This window comes from Fructilactobacillus sp. YLN 2507 (assembly GCF_059614085.1).
The window spans coordinates 1,377,032-1,396,680 of record NZ_CM184303.1 but is presented as its reverse complement, the minus strand read 5'-3'; the positions used below and the strand labels follow the sequence as shown (position 1 = coordinate 1,396,680).

Genomic DNA, 19,649 nt, shown 5'->3' with positions numbered 1-19,649 from the left:
AACTAAAGGAGTTAGATCATGGATTTAACTAAGCGAACTAGTTTCAAACAGCACTTATTATTATCATCACTTTTATTTGGCCTTTTCTTTGGGGCTGGGAACTTAATTTTTCCCATTCATTTAGGACAAATGTCAGGACAAAATTGGGTACCGGCTACCTTAGGTTTCGTTATCTCAGCTGTATTACTGCCACTATTTTCAATTTTAGCTTTAAGTGTGACTAAGAGTAAAAGTATGTATGATTTAGCGTTACCAGTTGGCGCAACCTTTTCATTAGTATTCTTAATTGCCGCTCATGCTTCAATGGGACTTTTTATTGGTTCACCTCGGTTAGCCACAGTTTCATTTACGATGGGGGTAAAACCATTTTTGCCAAATGAGAGTTGGACACATTCTGCTTTATTCATTTTTTCGGCCTTGTTTTTTGGCCTCATTGTCTACTTGGCCTACAATCAAAATAGTATCGTAAATAGCGTTGGGAAGATTTTGAATCCACTTTTTGTCGGTTTATTATTTTTCCTTTTCTTTGTAGCTTTTATCGTAAATGGTGATTTAACCAACTTACCTTTAATGCCTGCTGCAGGTAAAGGAACTGGTTCATTCGTTAATGGGTTCTTAGAAGGATACAATACGATGGATGCGTTGGCTGGATTAGGCTTTGGAGTAACAATCATCACTGCTTTGAAAGTTTTTGTGAAAGACGAAAAGAAACAGGCTTGGTCAGTGGCTAAGGTTGGGTTCTTTGCCCTTGGTTTTGAAGCAGTCATCTACGTATTACTAATTGCTTTAGGAGTTGCTAGTTTAGCTTATACTAAAATGAGCGCTGATGGGGGAACTGCCTTTACCATCATTATGCGACATTATACGGGCGCCGCTGGAGCAGCAGTTTTGGCAGCTTTGACGTTTCTAGCCTGTGTGACAACTGCTTTAGGAGTTTTACAATCTTTTTCGCAAGATCTAGGAAATCGTTTTCCCAAAATCGGTTATCATAAGTTCTTATTATTCTCTAACTTTGTAGCATTTTGTCTCGCTAACTTTGGGTTAGATCAAATCATCTTGTTTTCACTTCCAGTCTTAGTGTTCCTTTATCCACTAGCCATTACTTTGATCTTACTTGCTTTATTACACCACTTCATTGGAAAAAACGGAGTCGTGTATAAAGTTACGATGGGCTTAGTTTTAGTCCCCTCTGTTTTAGATGCCTTACATGCGTTACCACCTGTTTTACATGGACCATTTGTTGGATTAGATGCTTGGTGTACAGCCCATATTCCACTCTTTAGTATGAGTTTGGATTTCATTCCGTTCATGGTAGTGGGCTTTGTGGTGAGTGTGTTATATGTAAAGCTTTCTGGAAAAAGGGTTACGGGTGAGTGATTAATGATGATATTAAAAAAAGGCCTCAACGTGGTTGGGGTCTTTTTTAGTGGCTATCTTAGTTATTTTTCAATCTTTCGTAGTAGTTAACCATCGTTCCATAGTAGTAAGGAATGAGCCAAATTAATCCGATGCCAGCTGTAAACATCGATAAAATAAACCAACCAATAAAAGAAAGTTTTAGCATAAATAATTCAGCTTTGTGACCATTCATCATTTCGCGACTCTTAGTAATGCAGTCAAGGAAGCTAGGATTGTCAGTCCCCATAGTGACTTCATCTTTGTAAATAAAAATTGCTTGAGAATAGGCCATTGTTTTAATAATTCCGGGAATGATGAATAACAAGCTCCAAAGAGTAGCGAACACTTCGGTCAATAATGCAACTAAAAAGGGACCGAAAGCATTCGGCGTTGCAAAAATTTCTGTTATGGATGATTGTAATGGAGTAGCTGGAATGCGTTCACTGCGAAACCAAATCAAGTACGTGTATGATATTCCCACTAATGTAAAAGTTGATAGAACTAAGTAAGGAATCATGGGTACTGATCCAATGAAGAAAACTAGTAAAGTTGGAAGAGCAATGATAATGGCCTGGGACCAATTTCCGTTAAACTGTTTGAGTGTTTTTTGCTTTAAAATTTGATTCATTTGTTTCTCCAATCTGTCTAATAAATTAACTACGATTCAACTATTAATTTACAGGTAAATTAGATAAAGTTAAAGCTATTAAACATAGACTAGGGTGAAATGGTATCAATTAGGAATGTAACCTAATCGTAGACCACTAAATTTATAAAAATTCCAAGAATAATTTTTAAATAAGGTATAATAATAACAGATTATGAATCTCGATAGGAGAACTTTGGTAATGGATGTTGCAAGTCAATTAAAAAAATTAAGACAAGAAAACGGGTATACTCAAGTACAATTAGCTGAAAAGTTAAATGTTTCTCGAAAAACGGTTTCAAGTTGGGAAAACGGGCGAAATTTACCTGGGATTCCAATTTTAATTGATTTAAGTGATTTATATGATGTTACCATCGATAGCATGGTTAAAGAAAATGAACATGCTTACAAGGCTAAAGCTGAAAAAGAAAAGACGACGGTGCAAAAATTATGGTTGACTCCGGTGTTAATTATTGCAATTATTATTTTCATTATTTCTTGTTATTATTTTGTACAAGATACTGATAGTCAAGCTCGTTCGTGGATTATGTTATTGAATATTTTATTATTTTAATTATATGAGGTGTGAAAATGTTTACGGATTCTGACTTTTTAGTTTTTAATGACCCCACTTTAGACGGACGGATGGATAAAATTAAGTCTATTTTAGATCCAAAATTCGAAAAAATTGCAATTCCAATGATAAAAATGCTAGAAACAGTTACTGGTGAAGCTTGGTATGCACATGTAGCCAAACATCAAATGCGGATCTTAAACGCCCCAGACACCACGTGGGTAGCTTTTTCTACTAACAAACGTGGTTATAAAATGTTGCCTCATTTTGAACTTGGTTTGTGGGATGATAATCTTTACTTATATTTAGCTGTAGAAAGCAATATGAAGCCCAAGCAAACGGATGAAATTTATTCAAAACTTCAGCAATTGTCGGATGAGGTTGCTAATTTGCCTAAGAAATTTGTGCTTAGTCAAGATCACATGAAAAATCAAACTGAACCATTAACTGAATACACTGAAATTGTAGAAAAATTTAAAAAAATAAAAGCCCTTGATGTTTTAATTGGAATTAAAGTTGAACGTGGAGATTCACGGTTTGGGACCAAGACAATCGATGATGACTTGCTACAAGCCTTAAAGACGTTGATCCCACTCTATGAAAAATTAAGTTAACTGAAAGGTGGTTTTACTAATGAGTCAAACAAATCAGATTTTGGTTTTTAAAGCTTTGTCAGATCAAATTCGTATTAAAATTATTAAGTATTTAAAAGAAAATCCAGCCGAAATTACTTGTGGTGAAATTGGTAAGATTATGCACATTAGTAAAACATCTGGATCGTATCATTTTAAAATTTTAGAAGCAGCTAATTTAATTACGACGCGAAAAGAAGCACGGGAAAAGTACATCAAACTAAATCAAGCCACCATTGATGAATATGTGACAAATTTTTATACAAGTCTATAGCAAAAAAATCGATAGCAACTATATTAAGCATACAGGTTGTAATCGATTTTTTTATTATGTTCGAAATTAATTAATCAGTCCAGTACTATGCAAAATTTGAAGCACAGCAATCCAAACTGGCATGATTACTACTGCAATTAAGGTTGAAATAAAGGAAGCGCTTGAAGTTAGCAATGCATAACGATTAAAATTAATAGCATAGGCTGAAACTACTGCAGCAGTAGGTGTAGCCATCATAATTACCATGGTTGCAATTGCCGTAAAACTGAGTGGCAAAATACCGAGGGCTGACATGAGTGAAGTTCCAACTAAGGTAAAAAATGGAACTAAAATAACTTTGTTAAAGCCATAGTACCAGACAATTTTACTGGAAGTCGCTTGTCTAAATGATAATGATCCTAAGGTACAGCCAATTGATAACCAGGCTAATGGGGAAGCTAACTCAGCTAAATAATGAATAGGCGTCCACAACCATAATGCTGTTTGATCAATTCGGAAAAAGGCCACCGAGTGCAAGCCTGCTGTGGGAACAATGGCTCCTTTAACAAAGGTTGGTACTGAAACTTGTGGAACATATGGTTGAATTAACCACATCAACAAACCTAAAAAAGTAGAAAGAATAATTGGATTTAATAACATTTTTTTCAAATTATCGAGTTTCAGTTTAATCCCTGACATTTTAATGTATGCATAGGAATAAATAAAAATATGATAGCCTAAATTAAAAATCGAGCTATAAATAATTCCCTTGGTTCCTAAAACTGCACCAACAATCGGAATTCCGAAGAAAGTAGTTGATCCAAATGTGGTTAAAATTCCTAGAACATTTTGTTCATCTACATTAACTTTAGGATATAAGTGAGGTGCGACCAAGATTAAAATAATGATCACCAAAAATCCCCAAATTAAAACACTTAGACTTTCTAACAAAACTCGATTGTCAATGTTAGTCATAAAAGCATTAAAGTTTAATGCAGGAAGAGCCACCGCCAGTGATACTTTGGATAATGTTTTACCAAATTTATCGGGAAAAATATTTTTCTTTCGAAGATAAAATCCTAGTAAGATAATAAAAATGGTTGATGTAATGGCATTTGTAATACTATAGTTTGTCAGCGTCTTAGTAAAGGCTTCAGTAATATTCATTGGTTTGCCTCAAGTTTTATTTGTTGTTTGGTGTTATCTTTACAAAACTGAAGGCTAACAAACCAAGTAGTAAAATTCCAGCGGCAAAGTAGAAACCAATTGCCATACTTCCCGTTAAATCAATAAAGACTCCGGTTAAGTATGGTGCCATAATGGAAGCAATCATCCCGAAGAAGTTGTAAACTCCTAAAGTAGTTGATAATTGGCCCCTTTTGGCGTTTTTGTTAACTAGATAAATTAAAATTGGATCAATTGACATTTTTCCGGTAAAACCATACACCAAAAGGGAAATTACAAGAATTGCATAGGAATTAATTGTCATTCCAATAATTAGAGCAAGAGCTGAAATGGGAACAACGATATAAAGTAATTTTTTAGGATTTGACATTTTGTCGTTCATTTTGGCAAAAATAATGGAGCTGGGAATTGAAGCAAATGGAATGATTGATGAAATCCAACCAACGCTATTTCCCGTAATTCCACGATTAGTAATTAAGAACTGGGGTAGCCAAGTTAACATGGCAATTTGTCCGTAAATGGCAGCGAATAACATAAAATAAGTAATTACTAGGTTTTTGGTAAATAAAGCACGGACATCAATCTTGGTGCTTGGTTTAACTGATTCAGTAGTTTCATTAGTGTCAGCAGACTGTGATGGAGCTAGCTTAGTCCGCTTAACGAAGAATAAATACATAAATCCTACTACGACTGTTGGAATTGTAATTACGATAAATGGTGATGACCAGTGCATGTGGTATTGTAATACCAAAAAACTTGATAAAAGCGTCCCAGTCATTTGGCCAAAAGCTTGACCACAGTTGATTAAAGCCGTTCCAAATGTTAATTTATCGCTGGGAATGTTTTCGGATGCCAGACTATATGAAGGACCATAAAACATACCTTCACCTAGCCCAGTCATTGCTCGCATGATTAGGAAGAGGCCAAATGTAGTTACAATTCCAGAGAAGAACGTCATAATTCCGAAGAAAATAAATCCGATTCCAATTACCCATTTCTGTCCTATTTTATCAGCCAGAGCAGCAAATGGAATCTGAGCAACAGTATAGGTTAAGAAAAATATGGAAGAAACTAAACCTAACGAGGCGTTATTAATTCCAAAGTAATGTTGAATGTTTGGCATTACTGGATTTAAAATCGTCCGATCAGCGTAAATAAATATCCAACCAATAAAATTTAGTAAAACGATTTTTTTCCATGATTGTTTAAACTGTTTTTGTGTGTTTGTCATTTGAAGCTCCCCTTTACAACGTTTTTCATTAGTATGGGGAGCTTTTTTGATAAATACACTAGACATTTCACACAAAAAATTAATCTGCTTTTGTGACTTTTAACATATAGAGCCGAATTGCGAGCTGGAGTTTTTCGTTGTCGGCAAAGTTATCTAGCTTAAAGCCAAGAATTTTTTCTAACTTACCAAGCCGATATAAAGCAGTGTTACGGTGAATAAAGAGTTGTTTCGATAACAACGAAATTGATTGATTTGAATTGTAGTAAACTTCGATGGTTTTGAGCAACTGTTGTCGTTCATCAGGATTTTTAATTTTCAAAATTGGATTTAAAACAGATTTAATAAATACGTCAATTTCGTGAGCTGGCAATAGTTGTAATAAATCACTCACTTGTTTCGGTTGAAAGCGCACTAGTTTTTTTGTCCGACTATTTAAGGCCATGTTTAATGCTTCATCGGCTTCTAAGATTAACTTTTCGACTTTTACTAACGTCCGATGGTTTTTTGTATAACCAATTTTAAAGGTATTGTTAATTTTCTTTTGATTGATAAATTTTAATAATTTTTTGAGCTCCTGCTCACTGTCATTAGCTGCGGGAATTAAAATGAACAATCTAAAATTCCAAAAAACGGTCATGATATCAATTTTTTGTTTAGAAAAATACCAGCGAGCTAATAATGCCACATCTTGTAATAGGGAATTATGATTGAGGGCATTAATCGCATTTTTATCTTCAATGGCCATGGCAATATATTCATCAGTTCCGTTTAACCGGTTTAATTGGAGATTATTTAAAATCGTTTCTTGTTCTAAATTTTGATTAATGATGGTTACGAATAAGTTGTTTTGACGTTCTATGCGATTATGTTCGTTAATTTGGACTTTCATATTTTCTAGGCTCAATAAATTAACGATGTTTTCCAATAGTAATTTTCGTTCAGAATTATTAATAATTTCATCTTTAATCACTAAAAAGCGCCGATTTAAATATTGATCAATTTTGAGGGGTAAAAATAAAAATTGATGTTCATTAAGAGAAATAATTTGGTTATTTTCCAACTGTAGTAAATCTAACTTTTTTGTATCAGTTTCTAACTCATCCTTAAATTGAAAACCACTATCACTAAAGCTCACAACTTCACCAAAAGAATTGACTAAAAACACATCTTTATCAATTAGGTTGGCAATTTGATTCAAAATTTGATGATCAGTTTTCTCTTTTAAAATTAGTTGGGAAAGAGAACTAGTTTGGTTAATGATTTCAGTTAGTTGGTCAGTTTGTTGCTCTAAAACAACGTGTAACAAATCTCTAACCAGCACAGAAAGTCCGACTTCAGCTGGTAAAAGTAAAATGGGGAAATGAAGTTCATTCGCTTTCACAATTACTTCTGGAGGAATATTAGATAAATAGCGTTTATCACGAATTCCAATAGCTGCGGCTTTTTTATGATGCATTACTTCAATTAATTCGATTAAAGCCGGAATGTTATTTTTAAAATGAAATCCAGTGGTAACTAAGAGTTGTCCTTTCACAACATATTCCGAAATATCGGGTGCTTCCATCATTCCAATTGTAGTAACATTAGTTTTTAAATTAGCCTGTTCATTGATGGTTCTAATTTTTTTAAACTGTGGTTGAGCTAATAACTTGTTTAACTGCATTTTGCCCCTCCTTTGTGAGATTTAACTAAAAATATAAAGATTATTAGGCATAATTACAATGTTTAATGATGCGTTTTCTGACATAATAATTAAAATTACTAAACGGAAAGGAGCTAAAATGAAAAATGAGAATAAGTTATTAACTTTAATTGATCAATTCAAAAAAATTGGTCGGACGCCTGAAAATGGGGTTATACGTCCTGTCTATGATGAAAATTGGACGAAAGCCCAGTTAGAATACGCAACGGAGGCAACTGACTTAGGTTTATTTGTTTCTGTGGATGAGATAGGAAACGTGTACGCAGCTACAACAAATCAGTTAGACCAAACTCCAGTAATCTTAACTGGTTCTCACATTGATACGGTTATTAATGGGGGGACCTTAGATGGAACTTATGGTGATTTGGCTAGTTTAGTTGCTGTTAGTGATTTAAAAAATGAATTGGGAAAACCTAAAACTCCGCTAGTTGCAATTTCTTTTTCCGAAGAAGAAGGTTCGCGTTTTGATGCAACTTTTACGGGTTCTCGTTTTTTAACTAAACAAGCTGAACCGACCACGGAGAGTTTAGTGGATGCAGATCAAATTGACTTTACGACAGCTCGGAAAAAAGCTGTAGCAAAACTACTCAAAGATTATCCTAAACAAGCTTCTCTTAATGTCCAGAAATACTTAGAACTACATATTGAACAAGGACCAGTTTTAGAACATCAAAATTTAGACATTGGCGTGGTAACTGGAATTGTAGGGCAAAAGCGAGCTTTAATTACGGTTCATGGCGAAAGCAATCATGCGGGAACGACACCGATGAATATGCGAAAAGATGCATTACGGTCAGCGATAAAATTAATTACTAGAATTCAGGATTTACTTGATCAGTCTCCTGAAATTCGGTATACGATTGGACAGTTAAATCTTAAGCCCAATATTTCAAATGTGATTCCAGGCAAAGTAGTTTTTTCTTTAGATATGCGTAGTGTTGACCAAGCTAAAGTAGATCAACTTTTTCAAGATGTTGCTGAATTAGTGAAACAAACAAAGGCAGAATTACTTCCTACCACGAACGTACAAGCGACTTTGATGGATGAAAAATTGCAAATGACCATTAGTGAAGTAACTGACAATCTTGATTTATCATCTATTAAGATGGTTTCAGGAGCAGGGCATGATGCCCAAATTATGTCTTATCGAGTTCCGACAGGAATGATTTTTGTTCCAAGCATTAAAGGAATTAGTCATTCCCCACAAGAAGCTTCGACGGATGTTAGTTTGCTAAATGGATTGAAGGTTTTAGAAAAAACGTTAGCTAAATTAAGTTATTAAGGAGAGAGAAGTATGTCATTAAAAATTACTGATCGACAAATCATGACCCCTGGCCCAACGATGGTCGATCCACGCGTTTTACAAGCCGGTAGTAACCACATTTTAGGGCAGTTTGATCCAGCCTTTACCGATATTATGAACGAAAATATGGAATTATTACGGAAATCATTTCAAACGAAAAACAAATGGACCTTCCCAGTTGATGGAGCTTCACGAGCTGGCTTAGAGGCAGTGATTAATTCCATCATCGAACCTGGTGACAAAGTTTTAATTCCTCGTTTAGGTCGTTTTGGTGATTTAGCAGTTGAATTAGCCGTTCGGGCCGGTGGTGAAGTAATCACTATGGATACTGAATGGGGAACGGTATTTGACCAAGATGAAATTATTGCCAAAATGCAAGAAGTTAAACCAAAATTAGTGGCGATTGTACATGGGGAAACTTCTACCGGAAGATTACAACCAGTTGATAAGTTAGGTAAAGCAGCTAAAGCACTTGGTAGTTTCACTTTAGTTGATGCCGTTGCCAGTTATATGGGTGTTAACATTCCAGTTGATGAATGGGAACTGGATGCTGTCGTAGGAGGGGCTCAAAAATCACTTTCGGCTCCTGCTGGAATCACCCCCCTAACTTTTAATGACCGTTTTGCTGAGAAAATTTTGCAACGTAAACGAGTTGAAGCGGGAGTAGTAAGTACAGATTCAGAAATTTCTGAGAACTTTATCAACTCTAACTATCTTGATTTGACTCAACTAATGGATTATTGGGCACCTGCTCGTTTAAATCACCATACTGAATCCACCATTTTGAATTATACGTTGAATGAAGCACTCCAAATTGCAGTTAACGAGGAAGGGTTAGAAAAACGGTTTGCTAGGCAAAAAGATAACCAAATGATTTTGAAAGAAAGTTTAAGAAAATTAGGCTTAGAAATTTTTGGGGATGAAGCTCATGAAATGCCAAATATGGTAGCTGTAAAAATTCCAGCGGGAGTTAACGGTGACGAACTTCGTGCTAAGCTTTTAAATGATTATGGAATTGAAATTTCATCTAGTTTTGGACCAATGGCTGGTAAAATTTGGCGAATCGGTTTAATGGGTTACGTAGCACAAAAAGTTTACGTATTAAGATTTCTTTCCATTTTTGCAAATGTTTTGGCTCAAGCTGGAGTAGACGTAGATATTAAAGCAGCGCTTGACTATGCAACTAATGGGTACCATTAATTAGGATTTAACTAAGTGATTGAATTTTCATAAAATTCAATCACTTTTTTATTTACCTTGTTATTTGAAAAATTGAATGTTATTCTACAATAGTACAAAAGTATTTGAACTATTGTACTTGGCTATTAATTTAAAAATGAGGTGGGGAGGAATAATGAAGAAAGCATATAAATGGATTTTAGTTTTAACATCATTAGGCTTTTTTATGTCGATGATGGATTCAATGATTGTTACAACGGCTTCAACTGCAATTAGAGCGGATTTTAAGATTTCAGTTGATATGTTGCAATGGGCATTAAATGCCTACAATATTACGATTGCAGCAGTTTTGTTAGTAGGAGTTGCTTTAGGCGATAAATTTGGGAGACGTAAAATTTATAATCTTGGAATTTTAATTTTTACGATTGGATCAGTATTTTGCGCTCTTTCACCAAGTATCAGTTTTTTAATTATTTCTCGAATTATTCAAGGAATTGGCGCTTCAGTAATGACTCCTATGTCAATGGCAATTTTGACCAATTCAATTCCAGCTTCTGAACGGGGAAAAGCACTAGGAATTTGGAGTGGAATTGGTGGGTTAGCTTTAATTATTGGACCATCCTTAGGTGGATTAATTGTTGCACAACTAGCTTGGCAATGGATTTTTTGGATTAACGTTCCCATTGGCTTACTTACGATTTATTTTTCTTGGCAACATTTACCAGAAAGCAAAGGAGAAAATCAACCAATTAATCTAATCGATGCAGCTTTAGTCATTCTTGGGTTTACTTCGGTAATTATTGCTTTAACGGAAATTACAACAGTGAAAAAAAGATTAATTCCCATTCTGATTATACTTTTCAGTATTTTAATTGGAATTTGGTTTGTCAAAAGACAACATCGAGAAAATCAACCGATGATTCCCTTAAAGTTATTTAAATCAAAAGTATTTACTGGAGGTAATTTTGCTACATTTTTACTATATGCATCAATGTATGGTGTGGTTTTCTTTTTACCGCAATTTTTACAAGTGGTTGATCATAATAATGCTTTAGAAGCAGGTCTCAAGATGCTCCCTTGGACAGGGACTTTAGTCGTGATTGCTCCATTTGCTGGAAAAGCAGTTGATAAATTTGGTGAAAAAATAATTGCTATTTTAGGTTTACTTTTGCAAGGAATAGGATATATATTATTAGCAATTTTAGTAACTAATGTTAGTAACTATACATTAATGGTGTTTCCTTTAATTATCTCTGGAGCAGGTCTATCTATGGCAGGTCCAGCTTTACAAAAGGCTGTTTTAGATTCAGTAACTAAAAGTTTAATTGGGAAAGCATCTGGAATTTATAATGTTTTTCGTCTTTTAGGTGGGTCTGTTGGTACTACCATTGCAGTTGGTGTTTTTTATAAATTCGGCAGTACTTTGACATCTAATCTTTTTACTAGTGGGTTTAAAGCTGCTATATTCAGTGCTGGATTAATTTCAATAATTGGATGCATTTGTTGTTTGAAATTTAAACGCTAAGATTTATTTTTCAATTAATTTTTTTAACAGGTTTAATAATAATTAAAAAAGGGACCACGCACTAATATTTTAGTGAATGATCCTTTTTTTATAATTTATTGAATTTCTTTTCGATTACCTCTAATTTTTACAAGGTATAGAGCACTAATCCACACAATTGATCCGATTAAGGCAATTAGAGAAGTTGTTTGGAAAAGTAATACGACTGCAACGAATGCTAAAAATGCTAAAACTAGGTAACTTGAAAAGGGATACCATGGCATCTTAAACTTCAATTGGTTCTCTTTACCTGCTTGATCCACTTGTTTCCGATATTTAATTTGGGCCAAAATGATTAAAGTCCACATAAATAAGAAAAGCGTAGTTGAAATACTAGCGATGAAAACAAAGACACCTTTTGGAATTAACAAGTTTAGTAGTGTAGCAGTAGCAACCACTAAAATGGAGAAAGTAATTGCATTTTGCGGAATTTTTCGCTTTGATAAAGTCCCTAATTTTTTAGTGAATTTTCCCTTGCTGTTGTTAGTCATGGAAAACATCATTCTACCAGTAGTGTAAATTGAAGAATTACAGGCAGATGTGGCTGCTGTTAAAACTACAAAGTTAATAATTCCTGCTGCTCCTGGAATTCCAATATTTTTGAATACTTCAACAAAAGGGCTGGCATTTGGAGAAATATTTTGCCATGGAAGGACACACATGATGGCTGTTAAAGCTCCAATATAAAAAAGAATAATCCGAAAAGGAACTGCGTCAATTGCTTTTGGAATGACGTGAGCAGGATCTTTAGTTTCTCCAGCAGTCATTCCAACCATTTCAACACCAGTTAAAGAAAAGACGACCATTTGGAACGAAAGCATAAATCTTTGCCAACCATGACCAAAAAATTTATGACTATATAAATTACTAATTGATACATGTCCAGCTGGTGTTTTGTAATTAAGAATAAGTAATACAATTCCAATGATAATAATGCCACAAATGGCTATGATTTTGATGAGAGCAAACCAAAATTCAGTTTCACCATATGCTGCAACGTTAATAATGTTTAACATATAAATTAGGGCTAAGATGACTAATCCAGTAAACCAGGTTGGAACCCCTGGAAACCAATAATTAATATAAATTCCGGCAGCAGTTACTTCAGCAATTGCTCCGATAATCCAACACATCCAGTAGGTCCATCCAGCTACAAACCCAGTTGTAGACCCTAAAAATTTAGTGACTGGTTCAATAAACGAATTAGCTGATAAATCGGATAGCAACAAAGTTCCTAAAGCACGCATAATTAAGAAACAAATGATTCCTGTAATGGTATAAGCTAATATAATTGAAGGGCCGGTTAAACTAATTGATTCTCCAGAACCTAAGAATAAACCGGTTCCAATCGTTCCACCTAAAGCAATCAATTGTACATGTCGATTTTTGAGTCCCCGTGACATTTGTTTACTGTTTGAAATATTTTGCTCTTGTGACATGAAAATTTCTCCTTATGGTAACTATATAATGTAGCCCGCAATACGTACTTATATATTAATTATATATAAAAACGATAGTTTGTGTTATACATAAATTAATGCTTTATGTTGATAAAACATTATCTATCTAATTTATCAATCGATTAGCAAGGTTAATAGGTAAGCAGTGTCTATATTAAAAATAATTAAGATTAATTAAGCTAATTTTTTGCTTTTTTATAGTTATGGGCCTATAGTTCCTTATTGTTCAAATTAAAATTTACAATATAGAAAGTGTGATTTGTATGAAAATTGCAGTATATGGAGCGGGTTCTTTAGGAACAATTATTGGAGCATATTTGACTAAATCAGGTAAATATAATGTTGATTTAGTTGCTCACAATAAAAAACATATTAAAGATTTAAATGATAAAGGTGCACATGTAACAGGAACTATTGATTTTACTGTTCCTGTATCGGCTAAAACTCCCGATGAGCTAAATAGTCAAGATTATGATATTGTGTTGCTTTTAACGAAACAAACGCATAATGATGAAGTGTTAGAAAAAGTCAAAACGATTTTAAAACCAAATGGTACACTGGTTTCACTTCAAAATGGAGTTCCCGAATTAAAAATTACAAAAACAATTAATCCACAAAATGTGGTTGCTGGATCAGTTGAATTTGGTGGAACTTTATTAAATAATGTTGAATCAGAATTAACAACGGCTCAACCACTTTTTAAAAAGTCGGCTTTTCAAATTGGTGAGTTAAATGGACAAGATACACCTAGAATTCAAGAAATTAAAAGTGTTTTAAGCGAAGTTGGTGGTACCGAAGTTTCTGACAATTTATTAGGAACTAAATGGGCTAAATTATTAATTAACGCTTCATTTAGTGGATTATCAGCAGCTGGAAATGCAACTTTTGGACAAATTGCTGATAATGAAATTGGAATTCAAAGCGCTTTGCATATTATTAGTGAAGGGCTTAAAGCTGGTAAAAGTGATGGAGTTACCTTTGCTAAAATGGGTAATTTAGATTTAAATATTTTTGCAATTAATTCTGAAACTGATCAAACAAAGCAATTACAATTTTTACAAAAGATTATGCAGCCAAGTAAAAATCTTAAGGCAAGTATGCTTCAAGACTTAGAAAAAGGACAAAAAACCGAAATTAATGATATTAATGGTGTAATTTCAGATGCTGGTAAAAAACATGGGATTTCAACACCATTTAATGATTTAGTTATTAAAATCGTTACGAAATCTCAAAATACTGGTAAATTACCAGATTTTAAAGATACAATGCATCAATTTTCTGAATTATTAGTAAGATAAAGGAAGCAACTATATAATGAAAAAAGAAGAACTTTTAAAACAGGTAACTACTCCAATTGATGATCCAGCCTTTCCTCGAGCTCAAGTTAAATTTTATAATCGTGAATTTGTGAATTTTGTTTACCAAACGGATGAAAAGGCCTTACGTAAGATATTACCAGAACCATTAGAACCAATTGATAATCAAGTTAAGTTTGAATTTATAAAAATGCCTGATGCAACTGGATTGGGTAAATATACCGAAGCTGGTCAAGTAATTCCGTGTACCTTTAATGGTCAAGTAGGTGAATTTACGCTTGCTATGTATGTGGATAATTTTGGTGCAATTGCTTCAGGTCGTGAAATGGCATCTTTTCCTAAGAAATTAGCAAAACCAAAAGTTTATGTTGATGGTGATACAATGATTGGGAAACTTGATTATGGATCATTATGTGTAGCTCAAGGAACAATGGGATATCGTTATCAACCAATGGATTTACAAAGTGCAACAAATTTAATTACTGAACCAAGTTATCGTTTAAATATTATGCGGAATTATAATGGTTCTTTAAGAATTTGTGAGTTGACGGAAAGTGTGATTACAGATATTAAAGTAAAAGCTGCTTGGAATAGTCCAGCACGATTACAATTGTTTGAACATGTCCATGCACCAGTTGCAGATTTACCAGTTAAAAAAATGCTTGGGGGAACTGACATCATTGCAGATTTAAGTTTAGGGCAACCTAAAATGATTTTAAATTACTTAAATGATTAATTCTATTTCAAATAAAAAGCCGTTATTTAACCGGTGATAAGCATTCCATTTTTTCATCTAAAGAATATAAAAAACTTCCTAAATTATTGTCCAATTTAGGAAGTTTTTTATATTCTTTTATTTATTTTTATTGTTCTTCGTACCATGGGTAATGGAAGTTACCTGGGCGATCAGTACGTTCGTAAGTGTGAGCACCGAAGTAATCACGTTGTGCTTGTAACAAGTTAGCAGGAAGCACTTCTGCACGGTATGAGTCAAAGTATGAAACAGCAGCAGCTAATGAAGGAACTGGAATACCGTATTCAGTAGCAAAGGCTACGACACGACGTGCTGAATCTTGGTACTTGTTAGCAATATCGCTAAAGAATGGATCCATTAACAAGTTAGCAAGGTTAGGGTTCTTTTCGAAGGCTTTAGTAATTTCGTCTAAGAATTGAGCACGGATGATACATCCTTCACGCCAAATTTGAGCAAGTTCGCCATACTTAAGATCCCACTTATATTTGTCTGATGCCATCCGCATTTGTTCGAAACCTTGAGCGTAACTCATAATCTTACCAAAGTATAATGCTTGACGCATATCTTCAACGATATCATCGCTACCAAACTTAGGCTTCTTAGCTGGGCCATGAAGTACTTTAGAAGCGGCAACCCGTTCGTCTTTTAACATTGAAACGAAACGTGCGTAAACTGATTCAGTAATAACTGATTGAGGAGCACCTTCGTCAAGCGCATCTTCTGATGACCATTTACCAGTACCTTTGTTGGCACCACGATCAAGAATAGCATCAACGATAGGTTTGTTCTTGTCATCACCAAGATCATCTTTTCTAGTTAAGATGTCAGCAGTGATTTCAATAAGGTAACTGTTAAGTTCACCCTTGTTCCATTCTGAGAAGATTTTTGCTAAATCATCAACTGAGTAACCAGCGGCATTTCTAAGAATGTTAAATACTTCATCAATTAATTCTTCATCACCATATTCGATACCATTGTGCACCATTTTTACGTAGTGACCAGCACCATTAGGTCCGATGTAAGCAACACAAGGCTTGCCATCTTCGGCTTTAGCAGCAATCTTTTCTAAGATTGGAGCAACCCGATCGTAAGCTTCTTTTTGGCCACCTGGCATAAGTGAAGGACCTTGTAAGGCACCAAGTTCACCACCAGAAACACCCATTCCGATAAAGTTAATACCAGATTTTGCAAGTTCTTCATTACGAGCAATAGTATCGTGGAAGTTAGTGTTACCACCATCAATAAGAGTATCACCCTTTGATAATAGTGGAAGAATTTCGTTGATAACTGCATCAGTTGGTTTACCAGCTTTAACCATCATTAAGATAGTACGTGGTTTTTCAATCGATTCTACGAAATCTTTAAGATCATATGCAGGAACTAAGTGTTTGTCACTGTGATCCTTCATAACTTGTTCAGTTTTAGCAGCAGAACGATTGTAAATTGCTACAGTATATCCGCGGCTTTCGATGTTAAGGGCAAGGTTTTTACCCATAACAGCCATACCAATAACTCCAATATTTGCTTTTTTGTCAGCCATAATATGCCTTCCTTTTTATAAAAAGTAATTTTATATTTTTCTACACTAATAGTTTATCATTGTATTTTGAAATTGTGAAATAGTTTCATCTATTTTTTGAAAACGCTTTATCGCTACTTGTTAGGGAAATACCAAGAATTTCCATCACGAGCCAAAAGTTCATCAGCAGCCTTTGGACCCATTGAACCAGGTTTATAGTTTGGAAAGTCTGGTTGGGTAGTGTCCCAAAGCTTTTGAACAGGATCTACGTACTTCCATGCGGCAGCAACTTCTGGCCAACTTGCAAAGTACGTTCCGTCACCCTTAAGAATGTCATGGAAAAGACGTTCGTATGGGAGGGGAACTTCAGCTGCACGTTCATCTGATTGAAGGTAACTTAAATCAACAGTTTCAGTATGCATTCCTTGTTCTGAGTTCTTAGTGTTGATTTCTAAGGTAATCCCAATCTTAGGATCAATCAAAAGAGTTAGAACATCTGATTGAAGTTCAGCAGGTTGGTGAGTACCCTTAGCAAAGATATCTACAAGTGGTTTCTTAAATTCAATATCAATTCGACCGGTTTTAGATGCTAACTTTTTACCAGAACGAATGTAAAAAGGAGTTTTACCCCAACGGTGATTATTGAAAACAATCTTTCCTGCAGCATAAGTATTGTTATTTGAATCGTTTGGAACTCCTGGTTCATCACGATAAGCAGGACTTCCATCTCCAGCACCATATTGACCACGGACAAAGTTTTCTTTTACGCCTTCAGCATCATAAATTTCCATGCTTTCTAAGGCTTTAACTTTTTCGCGACGAATCTCAGTATCAACAAATGAATTGGGTTCGTCCATTGCTAAGTAACTAACAATTTGAAGGGTGTGGTTTTGAATCATATCACGAAGTGCACCGGCAGTATCATAATATCCTGCTCGATCTTCAACCCCAAGTTTTTCTGCCAAAGTTACTTGAACATCCTTAATGTAATTTTGGTTCCAAACAGCTTCGATAATAGGGTTACCAAAACGAATTACTGGGATTGCTTGAGTAGTTTCTTTACCTAAATAATGATCAATTCGGTAAATTTGATTTTCGTTAAAAGCACTCGTTAATTCGTCATTTAATTCTTTTGCTGATTCATAGTCACGACCAAAGGGTTTTTCAATTACTAAGCGGTTAAAACCACCATTGGTAGATAAAACTCCTTGTTCTTTAAGATTTTTGGCTACAATTCCGAAGAAGCGTGGTGCCATGGAAACGTAAAAAATTCGATTTCCTTCAGTTTCATATTTTTGATCTAGTTCGTCAGCGATTTTACCTAATTCTTTGTAATGATCGGTATTAGTTACATCGTGTGATTTCCAGTAGAAATGGCTAGCAAACTCTTCAGCTTGAGTTTTACTATCAGTTTCTGATGCGATTGATTCGATAATCTTAGCTCTGAATTCTTCGTCAGTTAGTTCTTTACGCGAAAGTCCAACTAAGGCAAAATGAGTGCTTAAACTACCTTTTTTATAAAGGTTAAAGATTGCAGGATATAACTTACGTAATGCAAGGTCACCTGTACCACCGAAAAGCATAAAAGTTGCTCTTGTAGGTTTTTCTGTTGGCATATCGTTCACTCCTTTTATAATTTCTATACTCTTACAGAGTATACCATATTTGATGAGATTAAAAGGGGTTTATCTTCCTTTGATAGCTTAAATGAAAACGCTATCTTAGCTTGGACATTTTCTTGATAAAATTCTATTTTTTGTATCTGAGTTCTAATTTATGGCATGCTACAATTGATTTAATTCAAGGAAGTTTTATTGATGACAGTAAAGTTGCTAAAAAATACTAATTTTATAAATGAGTTTTTATTGAGAAAAGGCAGTATTTTCCTTTAAGGTATATAATGGAGCTAGATGATAAAAATGAAAAAGGATGGTATTAATTATGAAAATTGGTGTACTAGGAGCCGGTCACATGGGTAGTGCCATGATTCGCGGTTTAGCAAACAAATATGATGTTAATGATATTTTTGTAAAGGGACACCGAGTTAGTTCTCGTTTATTAGCTTTTCAAAAAGAAGTCGGTTTCCAAATGATGGAAAATAATGACTTTTCTGAAATGGATATTTTAATTGTTGCTACCCCTGCTCCTGTAACAATTGATTCATTATTGAGCGTGACAGTTGGTGATGGCACAATTGTTGTTTCTGCTGCTCAAGGAGTTTCTGCTAAGGGCATTAAAAACATTTTCCCTAAAAATTCAGTGATTTGTATGGTGCCTAACATTCCAGTAGCAGTTAATGCTGGGTGTATTGCTGTTGAAGAGAGTGATTTTGCTACTTCTGCAGATAAGGAAAAAGCCAATACAGTTTTGAGTTCAATGGGAACATTAATCCCAGTTAAAGCTAAAGATTTAGGGATTGTTGGAACTGTTGGTGGTTGTGGGCCAGCCTTTGTCGATGTTTTCTTAAGTGCTTTAGGTGATGCAGCCGTACAAAATGGTTTGGATCGGGAAACTGCTTATAAAGTTGCTGCTAGTATGGTAACGGGAAGTGCTAAAATGGCTTTAGATACAGGGCTTAATCCTTCAGATTTAAAGGATCAAGTTACTTCACCTGGTGGTTCAACAATTAAAGGGGTAGTTGCTTTGGATGCCAATGGATTTAGAAATGCAGTTAATCAAGCCGTAAATAAAGCAAATGGGACTTACAAAGATGAATAGACATAAATTAGACTTAGGAATTGCATTGATTTCATTATTAATTTCAATTATTTTGATGGTAACTTATGATGGCTTCTTATTTGATTTTACCTTTAGTCCAACTAGTCTAGGGCTAAACATGTCATTTTCAGTAATTGTTTTATTGATTTCATTGATATTTTTCTACCGTGCTCACAAGAATAAACATTTAGATGAAAAAGATTAGTGTTTACTAA

At 34.5% G+C, this 19,649-nt stretch carries 18 protein-coding genes; 11 read left to right on the top strand and 7 right to left on the bottom strand.

All coding sequences use genetic code 11. The features are described 5' to 3' along the window. The first annotated feature begins 18 nt into the window (after positions 1–18). Complete coding sequence (gene brnQ / locus AC0GLY_RS07105) at positions 19–1,377, top strand: branched-chain amino acid transport system II carrier protein (RefSeq protein ID WP_496611471.1); 1,359 nt, start codon at positions 19–21, stop codon at positions 1,375–1,377. 58 nt (positions 1,378–1,435) lie between these two features. Here brnQ and AC0GLY_RS07100 read toward each other — a convergent pair whose 3' ends face one another. Then, complete coding sequence (locus AC0GLY_RS07100) at positions 1,436–2,026, bottom strand: DUF975 family protein (RefSeq protein WP_496611470.1); 591 nt, start codon at positions 2,024–2,026, stop codon at positions 1,436–1,438. A 220-nt stretch (positions 2,027–2,246) separates the two neighbouring features. Here AC0GLY_RS07100 and AC0GLY_RS07095 point away from each other — a divergent pair, with 220 nt between their 5' ends. From AC0GLY_RS07095 to AC0GLY_RS07085, 3 genes are read left to right on the top strand one after another with little or no spacing between them, the layout of a single operon-like run. After that, positions 2,247–2,618, top strand: coding sequence for a helix-turn-helix transcriptional regulator (locus AC0GLY_RS07095; RefSeq protein ID WP_496611469.1), 372 nt, complete (start codon positions 2,247–2,249; stop codon positions 2,616–2,618). A 17-nt stretch (positions 2,619–2,635) separates the two neighbouring features. After that, on the top strand, positions 2,636–3,232 hold the full coding sequence (locus tag AC0GLY_RS07090; protein ID WP_496611468.1) for a DUF1054 family protein: 597 nt from the start codon (positions 2,636–2,638) through the stop codon (positions 3,230–3,232). A 19-nt stretch (positions 3,233–3,251) separates the two neighbouring features. Continuing rightward, on the top strand, positions 3,252–3,524 hold the full coding sequence (locus AC0GLY_RS07085) for an ArsR/SmtB family transcription factor (protein ID WP_496611467.1): 273 nt from the start codon (positions 3,252–3,254) through the stop codon (positions 3,522–3,524). A 66-nt stretch (positions 3,525–3,590) separates the two neighbouring features. On the opposite strand, the gene AC0GLY_RS07080 is transcribed toward AC0GLY_RS07085, so the two are convergent. From AC0GLY_RS07080 to AC0GLY_RS07070, 3 genes are all read right to left on the bottom strand, one after another. Continuing rightward, positions 3,591–4,670 (bottom strand): AEC family transporter, encoded by a 1,080-nt coding sequence (locus AC0GLY_RS07080; RefSeq protein ID WP_496611466.1) that lies wholly within the window; start codon positions 4,668–4,670, stop codon positions 3,591–3,593. A gap of 16 nt (positions 4,671–4,686) precedes the next feature. After that, positions 4,687–5,919: an MFS transporter gene (locus AC0GLY_RS07075; protein ID WP_496611465.1), complete on the bottom strand. Its 1,233-nt coding sequence runs from the start codon at positions 5,917–5,919 to the stop codon at positions 4,687–4,689. Between the two features lie 79 nt (positions 5,920–5,998). Beyond that, positions 5,999–7,582: a PucR family transcriptional regulator gene (locus AC0GLY_RS07070; RefSeq protein WP_496611464.1), complete on the bottom strand. Its 1,584-nt coding sequence runs from the start codon at positions 7,580–7,582 to the stop codon at positions 5,999–6,001. Between the two features lie 118 nt (positions 7,583–7,700). Here AC0GLY_RS07070 and AC0GLY_RS07065 point away from each other — a divergent pair, with 118 nt between their 5' ends. From AC0GLY_RS07065 to AC0GLY_RS07055, 3 genes are all read left to right on the top strand, one after another. After that, positions 7,701–8,903, top strand: coding sequence for a Zn-dependent hydrolase (locus AC0GLY_RS07065; protein ID WP_496611463.1), 1,203 nt, complete (start codon positions 7,701–7,703; stop codon positions 8,901–8,903). A gap of 12 nt (positions 8,904–8,915) precedes the next feature. Then, on the top strand, positions 8,916–10,124 hold the full coding sequence (locus tag AC0GLY_RS07060; RefSeq protein ID WP_496611462.1) for a pyridoxal-phosphate-dependent aminotransferase family protein: 1,209 nt from the start codon (positions 8,916–8,918) through the stop codon (positions 10,122–10,124). A gap of 154 nt (positions 10,125–10,278) precedes the next feature. Beyond that, a complete protein-coding gene (locus AC0GLY_RS07055; protein ID WP_496611461.1) occupies positions 10,279–11,628 on the top strand; it encodes an MFS transporter in 1,350 nt (449 codons plus the stop codon). 95 nt (positions 11,629–11,723) lie between these two features. On the opposite strand, the gene AC0GLY_RS07050 is transcribed toward AC0GLY_RS07055, so the two are convergent. After that, a complete protein-coding gene (locus tag AC0GLY_RS07050; RefSeq protein WP_496611460.1) occupies positions 11,724–13,106 on the bottom strand; it encodes an amino acid permease in 1,383 nt (460 codons plus the stop codon). 284 nt (positions 13,107–13,390) lie between these two features. Here AC0GLY_RS07050 and AC0GLY_RS07045 point away from each other — a divergent pair, with 284 nt between their 5' ends. Continuing rightward, positions 13,391–14,425: a ketopantoate reductase family protein gene (locus AC0GLY_RS07045; protein WP_496611459.1), complete on the top strand. Its 1,035-nt coding sequence runs from the start codon at positions 13,391–13,393 to the stop codon at positions 14,423–14,425. A gap of 16 nt (positions 14,426–14,441) precedes the next feature. Then, positions 14,442–15,179, top strand: coding sequence for an acetoacetate decarboxylase (locus AC0GLY_RS07040; protein ID WP_496611458.1), 738 nt, complete (start codon positions 14,442–14,444; stop codon positions 15,177–15,179). 127 nt (positions 15,180–15,306) lie between these two features. Here the strand turns inward: AC0GLY_RS07040 and gnd are convergent, their stop codons facing one another. Continuing rightward, complete coding sequence (gnd, locus tag AC0GLY_RS07035) at positions 15,307–16,737, bottom strand: NADP-dependent phosphogluconate dehydrogenase (RefSeq protein ID WP_496611457.1); 1,431 nt, start codon at positions 16,735–16,737, stop codon at positions 15,307–15,309. A 113-nt stretch (positions 16,738–16,850) separates the two neighbouring features. Continuing rightward, complete coding sequence (zwf, locus tag AC0GLY_RS07030; protein ID WP_496611456.1) at positions 16,851–18,332, bottom strand: glucose-6-phosphate dehydrogenase; 1,482 nt, start codon at positions 18,330–18,332, stop codon at positions 16,851–16,853. Between the two features lie 325 nt (positions 18,333–18,657). Here zwf and AC0GLY_RS07025 point away from each other — a divergent pair, with 325 nt between their 5' ends. Both AC0GLY_RS07025 and AC0GLY_RS07020 read left to right on the top strand, forming a co-directional pair. After that, a complete protein-coding gene (locus AC0GLY_RS07025; protein WP_496611455.1) occupies positions 18,658–19,434 on the top strand; it encodes a pyrroline-5-carboxylate reductase family protein in 777 nt (258 codons plus the stop codon). Further along, entirely contained in the window at positions 19,427–19,639 is a 213-nt protein-coding gene (locus tag AC0GLY_RS07020; protein ID WP_496611454.1) for a hypothetical protein, read from the top strand. The genes AC0GLY_RS07025 and AC0GLY_RS07020 overlap by 8 nt, the downstream gene beginning before the upstream one ends. The last annotated feature ends 10 nt before the right edge of the window (positions 19,640–19,649 follow it).

Excerpts from the sequence above, each read along its gene's own strand:
- brnQ (WP_496611471.1), top strand. The coding sequence starts at position 19 with ATGGATTTAACTAAGCGAACTAGTTTCAAACAGCACTTATTATTATCA.
- AC0GLY_RS07100 (WP_496611470.1), bottom strand. The coding sequence starts at position 2,026 with ATGAATCAAATTTTAAAGCAAAAAACACTCAAACAGTTTAACGGAAAT.
- AC0GLY_RS07095 (WP_496611469.1), top strand. The coding sequence starts at position 2,247 with ATGGATGTTGCAAGTCAATTAAAAAAATTAAGACAAGAAAACGGGTAT.
- AC0GLY_RS07090 (WP_496611468.1), top strand. The coding sequence starts at position 2,636 with ATGTTTACGGATTCTGACTTTTTAGTTTTTAATGACCCCACTTTAGAC.
- AC0GLY_RS07085 (WP_496611467.1), top strand. The coding sequence starts at position 3,252 with ATGAGTCAAACAAATCAGATTTTGGTTTTTAAAGCTTTGTCAGATCAA.
- AC0GLY_RS07080 (WP_496611466.1), bottom strand. The coding sequence starts at position 4,670 with ATGAATATTACTGAAGCCTTTACTAAGACGCTGACAAACTATAGTATT.
- AC0GLY_RS07075 (WP_496611465.1), bottom strand. The coding sequence starts at position 5,919 with ATGACAAACACACAAAAACAGTTTAAACAATCATGGAAAAAAATCGTT.
- AC0GLY_RS07070 (WP_496611464.1), bottom strand. The coding sequence starts at position 7,582 with ATGCAGTTAAACAAGTTATTAGCTCAACCACAGTTTAAAAAAATTAGA.
- AC0GLY_RS07065 (WP_496611463.1), top strand. The coding sequence starts at position 7,701 with ATGAAAAATGAGAATAAGTTATTAACTTTAATTGATCAATTCAAAAAA.
- AC0GLY_RS07060 (WP_496611462.1), top strand. The coding sequence starts at position 8,916 with ATGTCATTAAAAATTACTGATCGACAAATCATGACCCCTGGCCCAACG.
- AC0GLY_RS07055 (WP_496611461.1), top strand. The coding sequence starts at position 10,279 with ATGAAGAAAGCATATAAATGGATTTTAGTTTTAACATCATTAGGCTTT.
- AC0GLY_RS07050 (WP_496611460.1), bottom strand. The coding sequence starts at position 13,106 with ATGTCACAAGAGCAAAATATTTCAAACAGTAAACAAATGTCACGGGGA.
- AC0GLY_RS07045 (WP_496611459.1), top strand. The coding sequence starts at position 13,391 with ATGAAAATTGCAGTATATGGAGCGGGTTCTTTAGGAACAATTATTGGA.
- AC0GLY_RS07040 (WP_496611458.1), top strand. The coding sequence starts at position 14,442 with ATGAAAAAAGAAGAACTTTTAAAACAGGTAACTACTCCAATTGATGAT.
- gnd (WP_496611457.1), bottom strand. The coding sequence starts at position 16,737 with ATGGCTGACAAAAAAGCAAATATTGGAGTTATTGGTATGGCTGTTATG.
- zwf (WP_496611456.1), bottom strand. The coding sequence starts at position 18,332 with ATGCCAACAGAAAAACCTACAAGAGCAACTTTTATGCTTTTCGGTGGT.
- AC0GLY_RS07025 (WP_496611455.1), top strand. The coding sequence starts at position 18,658 with ATGAAAATTGGTGTACTAGGAGCCGGTCACATGGGTAGTGCCATGATT.
- AC0GLY_RS07020 (WP_496611454.1), top strand. The coding sequence starts at position 19,427 with ATGAATAGACATAAATTAGACTTAGGAATTGCATTGATTTCATTATTA.